Raw genomic sequence first — 19,734 nt, forward strand, 5'->3', positions numbered from 1 at the left:
GTTAAAAAAACAATTTACCTATTTAGATTTTAAATTTGTTGCATGACAGCAGTGATATTATGGATTTTAGCGGGCTTGCTTTTTTTGTATTGTATTTTGATTTTACAATATTATGGTTGGTTTAAAAAGTTACAACCATTTATTACGGACAAAAAAGTCACACCTCAAATTTCATTTTCCATAATCATTCCTGCAAGAGATGAAGCAGACAATATTGGTAAATGTGTTCTTTCCATATTGAAAAATAAATATCCTTTACATTTATTTGAAGTCATTGTAATTGATGATTTTTCTTCAGATAAAACTTGTGCGGTTGTAGAAAATATACAAAAGCAATATCCTAATTTGCGTCTATTTCACATGGCGGAATTAATTCCCAATGCTGCCAATCTGAATTCTTACAAGAAAAAAGCAATAGAATTAGCGATAGGTAAATCTGCTCACAATTGGATTATTACGACCGATGCAGACTGTCAAGTAGGTGAGGAGTGGTTGCGGTCTTTCAATAATTACATACTACAAGAGGATAAAGTATTTGTCGCAGCACCGGTTTCATTTATTGATACGGGGAGTTTTTTGAGTAAATTTCAATATTTAGATTTTTTGAGTTTGCAGGGGATTACAGCGGCTGCGGTCAGCGCTGGTGTACACAGTATGTGTAATGGTGCCAATCTTTGTTATCAAAAAGATGCATTTTTTCATGTCGAGGGATTTAAGGGCGTAGATCATTTGGCGAGTGGTGATGATATGTTTTTGATGCATAAGATTTTGAAAAAATATCCAAAATCGGTTGGTTATTTATTTGCACAAGAAGCCATAGTAGAAACTTTGCCGATGGATACAGTAAAAGGATTTATCAATCAAAGGATTCGCTGGGCGAGTAAAGCGGATAGTTATCAAGATAAAAGTATCATCGCGGTGCTGGCATTGGTGTATTTGGTCAATGTGTTTTTTATAGTTGGATTTATTTTTTCCTTATTTGAATGGACTACATTTCGGTTTTGGCTAGGATTATTTATAGTTAAGATTATAGTTGAAATGTTTTTTCTCACACCAGTTGCCAAATTTTATAAAGGACAAAGATTGATGAAATATTTTCCGATAATGGAATTGCCACATTTGGTATATACAGTTGTTGCTGGATTTTTGGGGAAATTTGGAAAGTATCAATGGAAGGGGCGAACTGTAAAATAAAAAAAGCCGAAATAGTAACCTATTTCGGCTTTTTTTCTAGTCGGTAAATTTGTAACCCACACTTCTCACTGAGTGAAAATGTTGCGGATTGCGACTATCTTCCTCAAAATATTTTCTAAAGTTAAGAATGAAATTGTCGATCGTGCGCGTCGCAGGATATACATTGTAACCCCAAACTACTTGCAGGATTTTTTCACGAGGTACAACTTCGTTTTTATTTTCTATCAGTAATTTCAATAGCATCGCTTCTTTCTTACTCAACTCGATCGTTTTCCCTTGATAGTTGATCGCTTGTTGAGATGCAAATTCTATTTTATTATTTCCAAAATTATAGTTGTCGCCGATAGATTCTTTTTCTTGTATTTTACGGTTTTTGATAATCAATTTTTTGACACGCAAAAGCAGCTCTTCCAAATCAAATGGCTTGGTCAAATAATCATCTGCGCCCTTTTTTAGTCCGTTTACTTTATCTGCACTAGAGTTTTTGGCACTTAGTATTAAGATAGGGGATTCTATATTTTGTAAACGAAGGCTTTCTGTAACACTGATTCCGTCCATTTCTGGAATCATGATGTCCATAATAATCAAATCGAAATATTCTGCAAGGGCAGACTTTAAAGCGACTTGTCCATCATAAGCCGATGTGACTGAATAACCCTCTAACTCCAGATTTAGTTTTAAAGTTTCATGAAGACTTTCCTCATCTTCTACCAATAATATATTTGCGTTATATTCCATTATTATTTTTGCTTAAAGGTAATTGTATAGTAAATATAGTGCCATGCGGCTGATTATCGTGCACAAAAATCTCCCCTTTATGATCTGTGACTATTTTATGACAAAGAAATAATCCTAACCCTGTACCTTTTGATTTGCGTGTTTCTTCATTTCCTACACGATAAAATTTATCAAAAATTTTCTTTTTTTCCTTGTCAGGAATACCTGCTCCTTGATCAGCAAATGACAATTCACAATATTTATTGTTCTGTTTTAAACCAATGGTGATCTCATTTCCCCTTTGGGAATATTTACGGGCATTATCCAAAAAATTATTGATCAGAAGTTGAATCAATTGATATTCTCCTAAGATAAAAATAGATTTCTCAATATGAGACAAGATTATTCTATCTGAATATCTATTTTGAAAATCAATCACACTATGATGCAACATTTCACTGAGATTCATCATTTGTTTATTGAAAGAGTATTCATTGGTTTCCAATTGAGATGCCATAAGAATATTGCTTATTAAGACATCTAAGCGCTTGGTCTCTTCTACAGAATTGGATAATAGTTTGTCCCTTTTCTCTTTTTCAAAATCACGTTTTAAGATTGTCTCAATATTGAGTTTAATAATAGCCACAGGAGTTTTGAGCTCATGTGTGACTGCCATCATAAAATTTTGTTGTCTTTTGGATAAAAGCAATTGTTGGCGTGCCGTCCAATAAACAAATAGACCTCCTGATAGTATTACTAGTAAAAAGGTAGATCCTTCACCAATGTATTGAAATGTTTTACGTTTTTTTGCATCCTTTAAGGCCTCCACTTTTTCATAGTAATAGCTTTCGTCCTTACGCAATTCCTCTAGACGATATTGATACATTTGCTGGTTTTGTTTTTCCAAAGAGACAAACCACCAGATAAATCCACTGACGATATACACCAGTAGAAAACAGAATGCGGTCGTTAATATATTGAGCTGTTGGCCTTTTAAACTATTTTTCATTGACACAAATTTCGAAATAGATAATACAATATCCAAATTTGCCTACTTTTGACGAGAATAAAATAATTGAAATGCTATATTCTATGACGGGCTACGGCCGTGCGGAGCAGATAATAAATAATAAAGTTTACTTGATCGAACTAAAATCGCTTAATGGAAAACAACTAGATCTCAGGTTAAATATGCCTTTGATTTTGAAACCATTTGAAATCGAAATTAGGAATCAAATCAGTGAAGGGCTCAATCGTGGTACGGTAGAATGTATTATTTCCCTTAAGGATAATAATGGTGCTAAGGCAGTGACGATCAATAAGGAATTGGTAAAAACCTTTTATAATTCCATCAAAGAAGTGGGAGATGAGCTAGGTTTGTCTACCGAAAATATTTTGCCTGCAATTTTAAAAATGCCGGAAGTTGTAGTCGCTTCCAACGAAGTTGTGACTCCAGACGAATTTAAATTGATCTCTCAAACATTGAAGAAATGTATTGATAGTATCAACGAGCATCGCAAAAATGAAGGTGCAGTTTTAGAAAAAGATTTACTTTCTAGAATTGAGAAAATTGAAGCTTTGCAACCCGTGATTGCATCACACGAAGAAACACGACGTGGAAAAATAAGAGAAAATTTGGTCAAATTATTGAACGAAAATGTAGGCAAAGAACAATACGACGGTAATAGATTGGAACAAGAATTGATTTACTATATCGAAAAAATTGATATTCACGAAGAGCAAGTTCGGTTACAAAACCATTGCAATTATTTCAGATCGATATTGCAAGATAATTCTATGGCAAAAGGTAAAAAGATCGGTTTTGTATTGCAAGAATTGGGAAGAGAGATCAATACAACCGGTTCCAAAGCTTACGATGCTGAAATTCAAAAAAGTGTTATCTTGATGAAAGACGAATTGGAAAAAGCAAAAGAACAAGTTTTGAATGTTTTATAATTGGAATATGTATATAAAAAGATTATTCATTTTTTTAGCTATTGTTATAGTTTGGATTTCATGTAAACCTATTGGGATATATGAAAAAATGGCGACAGTTCCACAGCATGAATGGAGTAGCCAATTCAAGCCAGATTTCACATTTGCGATCAAAGATACAACGGTTAGATATAATATTTTTATTGTGATAAGACATACAGATTCCTATCATTACAATAATATTTGGTTGAATTTTTCGTCCATCGCGCCAGCAGATACAGTCGTCACTCAAAAAATAAATTTGAAATTGGGAGACAATAAAAAATGGTTGGGAAGCAGCATGGATGATGTTATAGAACACAGAATATTGGTTAACAAAGATCCTGTGGCATTGAAACAAGGAAACTATATTTTTATGTTACAGAATGCTATGAGAGAAGATCCACTAGAGAACGTTTTAAATGTTGGAGTAAGAATAGAAAGAGCCGAATAAGGAATAAAATATATAACATGCGGGCCTGATTGTAAAAACAGTCAGGCTTTTTTTATTGCATAAAAGTTAGATTTCTAACCCATTTTTTGAATAAATTCAATAATAACTAACGTTTGTTTATATATAAATAAAAGTTTAAAAAATGTTAATTGTTTTTTGGATGATTCTTTATTAATGCGATAGCTTTGGATTACTCTATTCAACGAATGCCATTATTTGATTGCTAAATTAAACGCTTTATGAAATGTATTATTTCTTTCAAAACACTGTTTTTGAGTTTGTTTGTATTATGTTGTTCAACCAATCTTTTTGCTCAAACGGCCATTTTAAAAGGCCGAGTAATCGATGAAAAAGGAAATCCAATTGCGAATGCAACTGTTGCGAATGCAGATGGAAATGAAAAAGTTGAGACTCAAGAGAATGGAATTTTTTCTTTAAAGATTCCTATCAATGTATCAAACTTAAATATAGCACATGTTGGTTTTGTCTCAAAAGTTATCCAAATTCAAAACTTAAATGATTCTGTTATTGTAAAACTTGCTGAAGTTGTTTCACCTTTAGACGAAGTTATAGTGGTAGGTTATGGTACTGCGAAAAAGAAGGATGTGACTGGTTCGATCGTAAATCTTACATCGAAAGATTTTAATAAGGGTGGTGTTATAACTAATCCTATACAACAAGTAGCCGGCAAGGTCGCTGGTCTTGTTGTAACCCAGCCTAGCGGCGATCCTAATCAAAATGTAAATATTAGATTAAGAGGGCAGACCTCTTTAACTGGAAATCAATCTCCTTTAATAGTAGTGGATGGTGTGCAATTGCCAGATCCTAATATGATTAGCACTATTGCTCCTGGTGATATTGTAAGTTATGATGTACTTAAAGATGCATCTGCGACTGCAATTTATGGCGCGCGAGGGGCCAATGGTGTTATTTTAATCGGGACAAAACATGGTGCATCTGGTAAGGCTCAAGTAGATTATGCTGGTTCGGTTACGATGGATCATAGGGCTAAGAAATATGATCTTTTAAACGCCTCTGAATATTTAGCAGCAGGTGGAAAGACGAATAATGCGGCAGCACCTCCTTATAATTATACTTTGTCTAATGGCAATACAGATTGGATGGATGCCATAACTAGAACTGGTGTTACTACTAATCAAAATATTGGTATATCTGGAGGCTCACCAACTTTTAACTATCATGGTTCTTTTAACTATATAAATCAGCAGGGTATTATCATTAATAGTGGGAAAGAGATGTATGGCATTAATTTTAATGCACAACAAAAATCTTTTGATAATAAACTTGTAATTACTATGGGTATTAATAGTAATAGAGTCAATCGTAAATATGTAGACCCCTCGATATTTTATTATGTATTAGAGATGCCTCCTGTGGCGCCTATTTATGATTCGTCTGGAGGATACTATGGTTTTTTTAATAGTTTTGATGTTAATAATCCTGTTCCAAAGCAAAAAATGCAAATAAATAAAGGAACGGATCAAACGATGTTGATCAATGGATCAATTGACTATGAATTAATTAAAGGTCTGAAATTGGGTGTTACCGGTGCAATGTCTTTTTATAATTTGCAAGTAGATTACTTTCAGCCAGTATTACCAGGTTATGGAAATATCAATAAAGCGGGTAAATACACAGAAAATAACAATTCTAAACGAGGGGATATTCATGCAAATTATTTAAAAGAATTGGGAAAGCACAGTATCAATGCAACTGCAGTTTATGAGTATAATAAATTTACCTATGATAATTATGCTGCCGTCGGACAAAATTATATCTATGAAGGTTATGAAAATAATAATCTTGGAGGGGGCAATCCTGAGAGAAATATAATCAACTCTACTAAAAATGGTTATTTACTCATTTCTTTTTTGGGAAGAATTATGTACAACTATGATAGTAGATATTATTTGACCGCAAGTTTGCGTAGAGATGGTTCTGATAAATTCGGATCCGCTCATCAATGGGGATATTTCCCATCTATATCTGCATCTTGGAGAATCAATCGAGAAAAGTTTATGGAAGGTGTCACTTGGATAAATGATCTTAGATTGGGGGCAGGCTTTGGACGAACAGGAAATGCAGATGGGCTAGCACCTTATCAAACCTTATCCTTATATGGTCCAAGTGGCATATATTATAGTCCATCTACTCCAGCTTATAGTTATCCAACTTCTTACACTGCTTCTCAAAATCCTAACAAAGATTTGAGATGGGAGACTCGTCAGGGCGTAAATGTCCAATTGGAATTTGGTTTGTTTAAAAATAGATTGTCAGGTAGTGTAAATGTCTTTAGTGATAAAACAAAAGATATGATATACAACTATACGGTACCAACTCCTCCATTTTTTGTAAATAATATTTGGGCAAATGTTGGAGATCTTACCAATAAAGGCTGGGAAATACAATTAAATGGTGATGTGATTAGATCTAATGATTTTAAATGGAATTTGGGTGGACAGATCAGCTTTGTTAAGACTAGGGTTGCTAACCTTTCAGGGACTTATAATGGATATGAATTAAATACAGATCAGATTATCGCAGGATCAGCAGCTGGAAGAGGTTTGAGTAATGCTTATTTGACTTATTTGAAAGTGGGCTATTCTCCCTATGTATTCTTCTTGCCACACTATGTAGGTCTTGATGCAGATGGAAAAGAACTGTTTGACAATGGGAATGGAGGTACTGTTGGAAGTGCAGGTTTAAATAATGATATGAAAAGATATATCAATCCCGCACCTAAATTTACTTATGGTATTAATAATTCCTTCTCTTATAAAAATTGGGATTTGAATTTTTTCTTAAGAGGTGTTTCTGGTCAAAAAGTATATAATGGTGTACGCATGTTAATTGATAATGTTGGAGGTTTAAACAATGGTAATATGACTAGGAGTGGACTTGCTAGCGGAGATAAAGATGATAAAATCCTTTCTGATAAATGGTTGGAAAATGCTTCTTTTTTAAGATTAGATAACGCAACGATTAGTTATTCATTTAAGAAATTGTCTAGTAAAGTTGACAATCTACGTGTGTATTTCACAGGAAATAATCTTTTTGTAATTACTAAATATAGAGGTTTAGATCCGGAAGTACAGATAACAAGCAGCAGCTATTTGGATGGTTCTACTGGAGCGAAGACAACATTAAATAATGCTTATATTGATCAAGTATATACAGGTAATAATAGTGATAATGCCTACTATAAATCTAGATCATTTACCCTTGGTGTCAACCTTTCATTCAAATAATCCAAATTATTATTTCAAATAGATTAAAAAGTTTATAATGAATAAGTTAAATATAAAAAATACACTTTTGATAAGTATTTTGGGTATTGGTATTTTATCCGCCTGTACCAAGCTAAATACACCTGTTTATAGTGGCGTAGAAAGTGATAAATTTTGGCAGACAGAAGCGCAATTTAATGCAGGTATTGCTCCCATTTACACGCAAATGCAAAATTTGGTAATATGGGATAATGTTGAATTAAATGAAGTGTCTACAGATGAAATTATAGTGCCTACCAGAGGAAATGACTGGTATGATAATGGTAATCATCAAAGAATTTATTTACATACTTGGACAGCTACAGACGGACCTATTAATACTGCGTGGGGTAATATATTTACTGGGATTGGTAGATGTAATTATACCCTAAATGTTATTGAAAATCTGACGACGATTCCATCTACAATAGATACTAGTGAATATGTAGCAGAAATAAAAATAATGCGTGCTTATTATTATTTATTGGCCTTGGATTTGTTCGGCAACGTGCCTTTAGTTAAAGATTTTAATACCGATCCCAATACGGTTACTAATAATAAAAGTTCGGAGGTATTTAATTTTATTGAATCTGAATTAAAGGCGAGCATTCCTAATATTTCTACCGCAGTTGATTTAACTACTTACGGAAAAGCTACTAAATGGATGGGTTATGCAGCTTTGGCAAAATTGTATTTAAATGCTCAAGTGTACACTGGTACTGCAAGATGGGCGGATTGTGCTAGTGCTTGTGACTCCATTATTTTATCTAATAACTATACTTTAGAAGCTAATTATTTTGATAATTTTAAAAATGTTAATGATGCTTCTAAAGAGAATATTTTTGTAGTTCCTTATGATAGTAAATATATTTCCGGAAATCAAAAGGAAAATCAAACACTCCATTATGCTGATCTGCCTGCGTTTACTTTGTTGGGAGGAATGTTTAATGGTTGGTCCTCACATGGTGATTATTTCTATGGTAATTTTGATACTGCAGCAGTTTATAGCGCATCTGCAGGGAAAATTTATAAAACATACAATGACCAGAGATCTGGACAATTTTTGTTTGGGCAACGTTATAGTGAAGTTCAAGCCTATCCTCCATCTCAAAATGTATTATCCTATTCCTCTACAGGTGCCATTACGAGTGATGGACTCGCTTTGTCCTATGAGCCAAATTTTACAGCGCTTTCCAATAATACAATTCCTGGAAAACTTACAGGTGCAAGAAATATAAAATATTTTCCAGAAGCAGGGACTGGAAATGGAATAACACAAAGTAATGATGTTGTTGTATTTAGATTGGCAGATATCCTTTTAATGCGTGCGGAAGCTATAATGCGTGGTGCGGCCGCTGGAAGCACTGGTAGTGCTGTCAGTCTAATTAATCAAATAATTCAAAGGGCTTACAATAATTCTGATCATAATTGGACTGCCGCTGATGTAACTTCCACAAAATTATTAGCAGAAAGAGCGCGAGAACTTTCTTGGGAAGGTTGGAGAAGGCAGGATTTAATTAGATTTGACGTGGCAGATGGTACGAGTTTATTTAATGGCGTACGTAACGGAACTAGATCTCCAAACAAACCAGCTGATGCAGGAACGTATACAAGATTATATCCGATACCCGATCCGCAACATTCTGCCAATTCGAACTTGGTGCAAAATCCTGGTTATCCAAGTTTTTAATCACTTGTTTTTAAAGAAAGGGCTAAGCAATAGCCCTTTTAATTTAAAGTAATTATGAGAATATTATTATTGTTATTGTTATTGCTTTTCCCGCTTTTAGTAATTGGACAAGATTCTTCTTGGATTATATCAGCAAAAAAAATTGATCCGAATAACTATTATGGAGCAACTGTTGCGAATGGAGTAATTGGTTTAGTATCATCGCCAAAACCATTTACAATAAAGGATATTGTATTGAATGGAACTTTTGACCAATATGGAAGAGGGCAAGTAAGCAATATTTTAAGAGTATTCAATTTCATGAATTTTAGCTTAGATATAGATGGTACTCAAATTGAAAGAATTGATCAAGTCAACAATTTTGTACAAGAATTAAACCTTAGGGATGGTGCATTTACCACTACATTAGTTATACCTCAAAAAGCTAAAATTAAATATACCTACTATGCACTAAGGCAACTACCATTCAATGCATTGGTTGATATTGAAGTGGAAGCATTGAAAACAATGGAAATAGCTCCTGCTAGTATTATTGAAGCACCTGAAATGCTTAGGAATGTTCAAAATTATTATAGTCAAGTGGATCGCCCACATGCATTAATTTCTTATATGAGTTCTGTTGCTCAAAGCCCTACTGGAAAATTAACAGTTGCGGCGTCTAATAGTTTTTTATTTGACAAAATGGAAAGTCCCGATTTAATTCATGAGATGTGGAATGATGGAATGCATTTATTGAAATTTAAAAAGCAGTTAAAAAAGGGGGAAATATTCCGTTTCGCAATCGTTGGATCTACTATCTCCAGTGCACAATGCAATAATCCATTGAATGAAGCACAACGTTTGACTATGTTTGCAACAACAAAAGGAGTGGATAATTTGATTACTGAGCACAAGAGATTATGGGCTCAATTATGGGAAAGCGATATTGAAATTGATGGAGATACTCAAGCGCAAGTGGAGGTGAGAAGTATGTTATATCATTTGTATTCCTTTGCAAGAAAGAATAGTAGTCTTGGTTTGTCACCCATGGGTTTAAGTGGTCTTGGGTATAATGGACATTCGTTTTGGGATACAGAAATTTGGATGTTCCCTGCACTATTACAATTACATCCAGAAATCGCAGCATCTTTGTTAGAATATAGATTTCAAAGATTGGATGCTGCTAAAAGAAATGCATTTAGCCATGGGTATGATGGGGCAATGTTTCCGTGGGAAAGTGCAGATTCCGGAGAGGAAGAGACGCCAGTTTGGGCATTATCTGGGCCTTTTGAACATCATATTACTGCAGATATAGCAATAGCGGCATGGAATTATTTTCTAGTTACCAAAGATACGGCATGGTTAAAAAATAAATGAGGGCCTATTATATTTGAAACTGCTAAATTCTGGAAAAGTAGAGTCTCTAAAAATGATAAAGACCAATTTGAAATCAAAGATGTGGTTGCCGCTGATGAGTGGGCTGAAAATGTAGACAACAATGCTTATACGAATGCCGCTTGTATTTCTAATTTAAATATAGCTATACGTTGTGCACAAATTTTAAATCAAGGTTATGATTCTGCATGGTTATTTATTGCAAAAAACATACGTATCGATACATTTTCTGATGGTGTTATTAAAGAATATTCCAACTATAATGGACAAAAAATAAAACAAGCCGATGTTAATTTATTGGCGTATCCTTTAAAATATAGAACTAAGGAAAATGATATAAAAAAAGATCTTAGTTATTATGAATCTAGAGTGGGAGACGGTCCGGCCATGACTCACGCAATATTTTCATTATTATATGCTAGAATGGGTGATTCAGAGAAAGCATTAGATCGATTCTTTGAAGGTTATAGAGGAAACCTTTTGCCTCCTTTTGGCGTTATTGCAGAAACTAAGGGTGGAACGAATCCTTATTTTGCTACTGGAGCTGGAGGTATGTTACAAGCTGTTATCAATGGATTGGGAGGTTTGGATATATCCGAAAATGGAATTATACAATTAAAAACGTATTTGCCTAAAAAATGGAAATCCTTAAAAATAAAAGGCGTAGGACTCGAAAAAACAACATATGAAGTTACACATTAAAATAGTCCATCTTTTTGTATTTATATACCTAGTATTTGGCAGCGCACTTTATAGTTATTCTCAGAAAATAGTAACACCTGATAAAGTTTATGGTGTATTGTTTGTCGATGTGCAAATGCAAAGAATATTTCCGGATAATAAGACATTCGCAGATGCGATACCTAAGTCTTCGCCAGCGTTAATTGTAAAAAAATTTAATGCTGAAAAGGAAAACAAAAATTTTTCTTTAAAAGAATTTGTTTCCCAAAATTTTAAATTCCCAGAATTAATTGATTCAAATCATAATAGTGATAGTTTGGATAATGTGGTTATACACATTGAAAAATTGTGGGATTTATTAACTAGAAAACCAGATACAATTATTGCTGGAAGTTCCTTGATACCACTTCCTCATCCTTATATAGTTCCAGGTGGGAGATTTCAAGAAGTTTATTATTGGGATTCGTATTTTACGATGCTAGGATTAGCCGAAAGTAAAAAATACGATTTGATAGAAAATATAGTAGATAACTTTAGTTATTTGATTGATACGATTGGCCATGTTCCTAATGGTAATCGTACCTATTTTGTAAGTAGATCTCAGCCTCCATTTTTTTCTTTGATGATTGATTTATTGGAAGGTATAAAAGGCGATTATATATATTCAAAATATTTACCCCAACTAGAAAAAGAATATAAATATTGGATGGATCAAAAGGTACCTACACATCATTCGGTTTCAATTTTTCCAAATGTTGTGCTTAATAGATATTGGGATCAGTCGACACGACCTCGTGAAGAATCTTTTTATGAGGATTCAACATTATCATATAATGGAAAAAACAGAGACGTATTATATAAGGATCTACGTTCAGGTGCGGAAAGTGGTTGGGATTTTAGTACTAGATGGTTTAGTGATGGTCATAGTTTGTCCACTATTGAAACGACAAATATCCTTCCTATAGATTTGAACTGTCTACTTTATCATATGGAAATGACCTTGGCTAAAGGCTATAAACTAACTAAACAATTAGAAATCTCTAAAGCATTTCAAAAGCAAGCAAACCAAAGAAAAAGAAATATTCTAAAATATTTTTATAATAAAAAGGATGGGTGGTTTTATGATTTTGATTTAAAACGTAACCAGCTATCCTCGGAAAAAACAATAGCAGGCTGGTTTCCTTATTTTTTTCAAATCGCTCCTAATTCAGATTTTGAAAGAGCAAAAAAAATTCTAGTACATGATTTTGTGAAACCAGGAGGAGTGGTTACTACCTTAAAAAAATCAGGTCAACAGTGGGATGCTCCCAATGGCTGGGCTCCTTTACAATGGATTACGATTGCAGGATTGGAATATTATGGTGATAGTTTGCTTGCAAAAAATATTGCTACAAATTGGGCTAATCTAAATATCAAAACATATAAGGCGACAGGTAAATTGATGGAAAAATACAATGTTGAAGATTTAAATCTTAAAGCTGGTGGAGGTGAATATCCATCTCAAGATGGATTTGGATGGACAAATGGTGTATTGTTAAAAATAATTAAAAAGTATAATATAGATTTTAAATAAATTATTAAATACTTCCCATTCTCAACATTTACAATTATTTTTATAGCAAAAGTCTATTTATGCGAAAATTGATTCTGAGTTTGAGCGTATTTCTGTTTGCTCATCATCTGATGGCTCAAACAAAGTCACTTCATTTAATTCCTTATCCGAAAACTGTTTCTGTAGAGAATGGGTATTTTGATTTGAATGGAAAATTAAAAATTAGCTCAGATAGTAAGCAAGATGCTGGGGCTATAAATGATTTCTCAACTTTCATACGAGAGGTTTCTAAAAATGGGAAAGCGAGTAACACTCCAACGAGTATTGAATTAATCAAAGATAGTAATCTTCCAGAAGAAGGTTATCAATTAGATGTATCTGCGCAAAAAATAATAGTAAAATATAGTCATGATGCAGGTTTGTTTTATGCACAAAATACCATCAGTCAATTAATAAATTCAAATGGACAAATACCATTTGTACATATTGAAGATGCTCCGGCCTATGCTTGGCGTGGTTTTATGCTAGATGTGTCAAGACATTTTTTTACGATGGATTATTTGAAAAAAACAATCGATAGAATGTCGTTTTTTAAAGCAAATAAACTGCATTTGCATCTGACAGATGATCAAGGTTGGCGTATAGAAATCAAAAAATATCCTTTACTGACAAAAATGGGAGCTTGGCGCAATTTAAACAATCAAGATTCTGCTTGCTTAATTAAGGCGAAGGAAAACCCTGATTTTGAAATTGATAAAAGATTTATCAAAACGATAGATGGAAAACAAGTTTATGGTGGATATTACACCCAAAATGAACTGAAAGATTTGGTAAAATATGCGGAGAAGAAGCATGTTGAAATAATTCCGGAGATAGATATGCCGGGACATTTCAATGCTGCAATCAAGGCCTATCCGCAATTGACAGCAGAAGTTGCAAGTGGCTGGGGTAAGACATTCACCGTGCCTATCAGTCCATGTAAAGAAAATGTTTATGCTTTTTTGCAAGACGTGTTGAAGGAAGTATTCGAAATTTTTCCGAGTAAATATATTCATATAGGTGCCGATGAAGTAGAGAAAACAACTTGGAAAAATTCGGATAGTTGTTTAAATCTGATGAAAAGTGAGAATTTGACTTCTGTAGAGAAACTGCAAAGTTATTTTGTACATAGAATGCAGCGATTTGTAGAGTCACAAGGACGTAAATTAATTACTTGGGACGATGCATTAGAAGGTGGGTTGAATAAAGATGTTACTATAATGTATTGGCGTAATTGGGTAAAAAATGCACCTAGAGAAGCGATTCAAAATGGCAATGATTTAATCATGTCGCCAAATGAACCTTTGTATTTTGATTATCAGCCCAATAAAAATAGTATTAATGCGATTTATAATCTTAAAACATTTCCATTTAATACCTTAAATTTAGTTCAATTCAAAGGTGGACAAGCCAATCTGTGGACGGAGATGGTTCCTAGCGAGAGGAGAGCAGATTATCTAATTTATCCTAGATATTTGGCTTTAGCAGAAAAACTATGGACCAATGATACTCTAGATTATAATACTTTTAATGATAGGCTAAATACGTATTATCCAATTTTAGATAATATGAAAATCGCTTATAGATTGCCAGATCTCAGTGGGTTTACAGATGAAATGGTATTTGTTGGAAGTACACGCTTTTCTATAGATTTACCGAAAAATTCCAATTTAGAATTGCATTATACTTTAGATAATAGTATTCCAAGTTTACAATCTCCAATTTTAAATTATTTAAATATAACGAATGACACAACGCTAAAAGTTGCAGCGTTTAATTCCGTTGGTAATCGTGGAGATATTTACAAAATTCATTTTACAAAAAAGAAAAGCTATAGTCCTTCTATTACACGTGAAAATGAACTTGTACAAGGCTTAAGATGTGACTATAAAAAGGGTAGTTTTAGGGGTACGAAATGGATCAAAAAAGAGTCTGATTCCTCTTTTTTAATTAGTAATACATTTGTACCTAAATCAATAGATGCGCCTAGTTTTGCTACAGAATATAAAGGATTTATCAAAGTGCCGACTAAGGGGATTTATAGTTTTTATCTTACCTGCGATGATGGAGGTATTTTAAAAATAGACCATCAAATGGTTGTGGATAACGATGGTAACCACTCTTCTTTGGAAAAAAGTGGACAGGCAGCACTTGAAAAAGGCTTGCATCCGTTTTTACTACAATTTATCGAAGGCGGAGGGGGATTTACATTGGGATTAAAGTATTCAATAAATGGTTCTCCGCTAAAAGATGTTCCTGATACTTGGTTTTATAGTTCAAAAAATTAGAATTGTGGACAAGGAAGATATCCTTTATTCCTATTTTTAAATATATATGCAAGTGATAACTCAAGGCCACCTCGGCTTTGAGTTATTGTTTTGGCCTGAGATGTAGTTATATCATACGATAGTCCCAGTTTAAAATCATAGAAATCAAGACCTACATAAGGAATAATGGCATCCTTAAATCGAATCCAACTGCCTGCATAAAAATTGGTCTCTGTAACGGAATTGTCTGGATCAGTTAATGCAAATTGCATCACACCTCCCATCATAGTCTCATGTGCTCCTGCTTGTACACTATGTAATGCACTTACGTGTAAGGAGGTAATATCTCCAACAGGAAAATGAGCTCCTCCATGAAAGGTATATCTAGGTTGGATATGATAGTTCCCTTCTGTAAAATTCTGTTTTGGACTACTAAGATGATAACCACTTACTCCAAAATAAAAATTATTATTTTCATCTGTAGATCCGGTATAAAGCAATCCTGCATTAATATCAAAATAATGATTTTTCAATGTACTGTTGGCAAATGATTCGGAGGTAAGATTGGTAAAGCCTAAAGTGGTTAATTGATCTTCAAATTGTAGCATAGAGGTATTGATTGTCATATTAGAATAGGTTCCTTGCAATCCCAAGCCAATTTGATGGTAACCATTTTCATCTAGACCTTTATGAAAAGACGTAGTAAAAGATGCATAGTTAAAATTTACTGCGCTATTGGCACTTTTATCAGAATATCCCATAATCCCAATGCCTAATAAATCTCTGTCTGCAATTTTATCCTTTAATATAGGCATGTCAATAGCAGCGGTCATGGTCTGGAAGGCATTGTTGATACTGCTCCATTGATTCCTGTAGTTGCCTGCAGCTCTTACATCACCTTCAAATTTTCCCGCAAATGCAGGGTTTAAGGTAAGAGGAGAAGCATAAAATTGTGAAAAATGAGGATCTTGTGCGAATAATTTAGAAGTGAAAAGAGAAATAAATCCAATGAATAGTACGCGATAGAAAACTTCTCTTTTTAATTTGTTTACAATCATTTTATCTATTTTATTGAATGATTACAGTGGTTCCTTTTTTATCAATGATTTTATTATTATAGTCAGTAGCTCTAATATGGTAAATAAAAGTACTTCCTGAAGGCTGCACTTTGTTATTTAATGTTCCATCCCATCCTTCTCCAATAACGTTGGTAAAATAAATTCTCTCACCCCATCGGTTGAATACTTCAAATATATCTAGTTTTTTTAAACCAAGAGGTATTGGACGCAATATATCATTTTTTCCGTCATGATTGGGACTAAATGCTGAAGGAACAAAAATATCTGGGTTGCTTTGAAATACTTTTAAAACAATTTGATCCGTTGCTAGGCAATTTCCCGCTGAGATAGCTGTGAGACTATAAACTATACTTTCTATTCCCTTTGGGATAATCGCAGTAGGGTTCTTAATCGTATCTATATTTAAATACTTATTTGGCGTCCAGTAATAATGTATAGGAACTGTCGAATCTATTACATTTGGAGTGAATGTGATAGGTTGTCCGAATACTAAAGAGGTATCTTTTCCGATATTTACCTGTATCTTTCTAATTACTTTTATCCTAATTGTGTCTGCCACGGTCTTTTTGCAATAGTTATTTGGATTGCTGCCAAGGAAAATATAAGATGTTGTAACAGATGGCTTTACCGTATAATTATATTGATTAGGACCATTTTTCCATTGATAGTTTGTGGCATCTGTATTTCCTGTTAACTGGTAAGATTGGTCTTGACAAATTGAAGTGTCTATACCAGCATTGACGATTGGATATGGAGAAGCATAAACATGTATTTCTTTCGTATTGGTACAGGTGCCATATGCTGCCGTTAATGCATAGATATTATTTCCCGTAATTTTCGTAGATGGATTTGGTATTTTGTAATCATTTAAACTATCACTACCCGCTACTTTTGTCCAATTGTAAACAAGCGCTGGGGAGGTTGTAAAAATTTGGACGGAATCACCTTCACACATTTCAATATCTGGAGCATCGATCGTTACGTCCGATAGAACATTGACATGTACGTATGCGGTATCCTTACAATTACTATCTGCTCCAATAATTTGATATGTTGTGTTTTTTTTGGGCAAAACTCTAATAGATTCTGTATTTGCAAAATTATTTAATTGTAAAGTTTCATTAGTCCAATTGTAGACAACATTGTCTATTTGTGCCGCTGATAATGTGATCGAATCTTTATTGCAAATTAAGGTATCTGTAAAGGGTAATCTTAGTTGGATTTTATCAATAATATTCACAGAATTACTTATAGAATCAATACATCCTTTATCACTTTCAATAGTTAATTGAGTGTTATATAGACCAGCTTGGCTATATTGATGTGTCGTATTTCGTTGTGTTGATGTAATGCCATCTCCAAAATTCCACAACCAACTTGTAATTTTTCCAATTTTTAAATAAGAGGAATCTATAAAATTTGTTGGGTTTGTTACACAGAAATTTTCAGTTTTGAAATAAGGGAAAAATCCTGGATAAACTTTAACTATGGCAGTTGTGGAGTCTAAGCATTCCAATGCTTTGCCTAATTTTAATTTTAAAATGTATACTCCTGTGTCTAGATAGTCATGTTTAGGATTTGCATCTGTTGATTGGATTGTATTATCTGGTGCGTCTCCAAAACTCCATTGATAAATTAGATTGTCATTAGTTGTAAAGTTATTTTTAAATGTAAATGAATAGTCAGTACAATTGATATATGTAGGATTCAGATTCGCTGTTGCCAATTGGCAATTAGTTACATCAATTTGTAATTCTTTTTTTGTCGAGTCAATTAAAACTCCGTTTCTCCATTCTTTGACATACACAGCTATGACATATTCTCCTATTTTATCAGGAGCTAATCCAGAAATATGGCCAGTTTGAGGATCAACTACAATACTATTTCCCATTGGCTTAAATCCACTATAATCTTGAGCATAGTCCAGTTGTCTATAAGGCGGTGCAATTGGCATTTGTATTGCATAACCATCATTGTAAGTTGTGGCATCTAAACCAGGTCCAAAATCATAAGATAATGAATCCCCGTCATCATCTGTCGCCGAAAATGGAATGTCAACTACCGAATTATGACAAATTGCGACGGTATCTAAAAATTTAAATTTTGGACTAGAATTATTATAATAGCTATCCTTTGGGATTTGTGCAAAAAGAGATATTCCTGTATTTTCTGAGTTTATTATATTAACAATATTGGCTACTCTTGCTCTTAACTGTACATTAATATTGTAACCTCCATAATTATTTTCAAGTTCGACTGTTGTGGTATAGGAATATACATTGTAACAAACCTCTGGAGGATTATTTATACATACACTAAAGCTGTTTTTTTTAAGTGGTTTTAAATCTGTAATATATACTGAATCAATGAAAACCTGTTGTTTGGTTTGCCCATCAAATATTCCTAAAACAACAAAATCTCTAAAACCATTTTCATTATGGCAATCAATATACAAATATGTAGTAACTGAATATTTGGATGTATTCAGCCGTGTTCCTGGACCTTTAAATTCATATCCAATCCATCCACCCTTAACATGTGATGCTTTAGAATCTTGAATAGTCAAAATATTAATAATTAGAGTAATCCCAATTAAAAAATAATTTATCACCTTTTTGTTCATAACCAAAATTGGTGTACTTATTAAAATGAAACACCAAAATAAACTCCTGCGGACCAATTGTAAGTACCCATATTATGGACGTTATAGTCTCCTATATAATCAACTTTAAAGGTGGGCTTCATATCATATTGAAATCTAAAATCAATATAAAAATTATTATGCTCTTGTTCAGAAGTTAATAATTTTATACCTCCCACTGTGCTGATATTAAATTTCCTAACATCAGATAGATTATTATTTGGTAGAGAACTAAATGCAGAATAAACATCACTTGTCTTATCTGTTGTTTCTGCATATTTGGCTCTAACATTCCAATAAGGTGCAGCTCCTCCGTATAATACAATACCTAATTTGCCAGGATTAAAATTGGTAGGTTTCCATTGCAATAATAAAGGCAACTCCAAATTATTGATTCTGTATTTAAAATAATTATATCCCTTATGCCTTGTTCCATAATCATCAATATAATCTGAGCCATCGATATAACTTCTATATACAGAACCTCTACCATTATAATTTAACTCCACGCCAATTCCGAAATGATTGGTCCATTGGTATTCTGCTGTTACACCAGGAACGAATGTCATTCTTGCATATTGACTAAAGCCTGCATAATATTGATCCGATTTATTTTGATTATCAAATGGAAAGACATTATTGGAAAACCTAGAAAAATTAAAACCGCCTTTTAAACCCCAATGAAATTTTTCCGCATATATAGTAATTAATTGAGCATTTGCTTGACGAATTGATCCTATAATTACAATAAACAGTAAGTATCTAAACAGCTTCATTTGTATTGT

General features: G+C 33.3%; 13 protein-coding genes and 1 pseudogene. 9 read left to right on the top strand and 5 right to left on the bottom strand.

Annotated elements, in window-relative coordinates:
* Nucleotides 1-42 precede the first annotated feature (42 nt).
* Nucleotides 43-1,194, top strand: a complete 1,152-nt coding sequence (locus E0W69_RS00950; protein WP_131328164.1) for a glycosyltransferase — start codon at nucleotides 43-45, stop codon at nucleotides 1,192-1,194.
* 36 nt (nucleotides 1,195-1,230) lie between these two features.
* Here the strand turns inward: E0W69_RS00950 and E0W69_RS00955 are convergent, their stop codons facing one another.
* Together E0W69_RS00955 and E0W69_RS00960 are read right to left on the bottom strand one after the other, a co-directional pair.
* A complete protein-coding gene (locus E0W69_RS00955; RefSeq protein WP_131328165.1) occupies nucleotides 1,231-1,932 on the bottom strand; it encodes a response regulator transcription factor in 702 nt (233 codons plus the stop codon).
* Nucleotides 1,922-2,920 carry a sensor histidine kinase gene (locus E0W69_RS00960; RefSeq protein ID WP_131328166.1) on the bottom strand — a complete coding sequence of 333 codons (999 nt, stop codon included), beginning with the start codon at nucleotides 2,918-2,920 and terminating at the stop codon, nucleotides 1,922-1,924. The genes E0W69_RS00955 and E0W69_RS00960 overlap by 11 nt, the downstream gene beginning before the upstream one ends.
* 83 nt (nucleotides 2,921-3,003) lie before the next feature.
* On the opposite strand from E0W69_RS00960, the gene E0W69_RS00965 reads away from it, so the two are divergent.
* The 8 genes and pseudogenes from E0W69_RS00965 (at nucleotide 3,004) to E0W69_RS00995 (ending at nucleotide 15,250) form a co-directional block, all read left to right on the top strand.
* Entirely contained in the window at nucleotides 3,004-3,867 is an 864-nt protein-coding gene (locus E0W69_RS00965) for a YicC/YloC family endoribonuclease (protein WP_225321353.1), read from the top strand.
* A gap of 7 nt (nucleotides 3,868-3,874) precedes the next feature.
* Entirely contained in the window at nucleotides 3,875-4,339 is a 465-nt protein-coding gene (locus E0W69_RS00970; RefSeq protein ID WP_191967926.1) for a gliding motility lipoprotein GldH, read from the top strand.
* Nucleotides 4,340-4,578: 239 nt separating this feature from the next.
* Nucleotides 4,579-7,608 (top strand): SusC/RagA family TonB-linked outer membrane protein, encoded by a 3,030-nt coding sequence (locus E0W69_RS00975; protein ID WP_131328169.1) that lies wholly within the window; start codon nucleotides 4,579-4,581, stop codon nucleotides 7,606-7,608.
* A 37-nt stretch (nucleotides 7,609-7,645) separates the two neighbouring features.
* A complete protein-coding gene (locus E0W69_RS00980; RefSeq protein WP_131328170.1) occupies nucleotides 7,646-9,316 on the top strand; it encodes a RagB/SusD family nutrient uptake outer membrane protein in 1,671 nt (556 codons plus the stop codon).
* Nucleotides 9,317-9,370: 54 nt separating this feature from the next.
* Nucleotides 9,371-10,804 (top strand): annotated as a pseudogene (locus E0W69_RS00985) (glycoside hydrolase family 65 protein); the annotation flags it as partial.
* A gap of 183 nt (nucleotides 10,805-10,987) precedes the next feature.
* Entirely contained in the window at nucleotides 10,988-11,392 is a 405-nt protein-coding gene (locus E0W69_RS20510) for a hypothetical protein (RefSeq protein ID WP_255478236.1), read from the top strand.
* Nucleotides 11,376-12,944, top strand: a complete 1,569-nt coding sequence (gene treF, locus E0W69_RS00990) for an alpha,alpha-trehalase TreF (RefSeq protein WP_131328171.1) — start codon at nucleotides 11,376-11,378, stop codon at nucleotides 12,942-12,944. The genes E0W69_RS20510 and treF overlap by 17 nt, the downstream gene beginning before the upstream one ends.
* Before the next feature lie 59 nt (nucleotides 12,945-13,003).
* A complete protein-coding gene (locus E0W69_RS00995) occupies nucleotides 13,004-15,250 on the top strand; it encodes a family 20 glycosylhydrolase (RefSeq protein ID WP_131328172.1) in 2,247 nt (748 codons plus the stop codon).
* On the opposite strand, the gene E0W69_RS01000 is transcribed toward E0W69_RS00995, so the two are convergent.
* The 3 genes from E0W69_RS01000 to E0W69_RS01010 are packed head-to-tail and all read right to left on the bottom strand — an operon-like array spanning nucleotide 15,247 to nucleotide 19,725.
* On the bottom strand, nucleotides 15,247-16,287 hold the full coding sequence (locus E0W69_RS01000) for a PorP/SprF family type IX secretion system membrane protein (RefSeq protein ID WP_131328173.1): 1,041 nt from the start codon (nucleotides 16,285-16,287) through the stop codon (nucleotides 15,247-15,249). The two genes, E0W69_RS00995 and E0W69_RS01000, sit on opposite strands and share 4 nt — an antisense overlap.
* Nucleotides 16,288-16,297: 10 nt before the next feature.
* Nucleotides 16,298-18,931: a PKD domain-containing protein gene (locus E0W69_RS01005; protein WP_131328174.1), complete on the bottom strand. Its 2,634-nt coding sequence runs from the start codon at nucleotides 18,929-18,931 to the stop codon at nucleotides 16,298-16,300.
* A gap of 20 nt (nucleotides 18,932-18,951) precedes the next feature.
* A complete protein-coding gene (locus tag E0W69_RS01010) occupies nucleotides 18,952-19,725 on the bottom strand; it encodes a porin family protein (protein WP_131328175.1) in 774 nt (257 codons plus the stop codon).
* Nucleotides 19,726-19,734 lie beyond the last annotated feature (9 nt).

This window comes from Rhizosphaericola mali (assembly GCF_004337365.2).
GTDB lineage: Bacteria > Bacteroidota > Bacteroidia > Chitinophagales > Chitinophagaceae > Rhizosphaericola > Rhizosphaericola mali.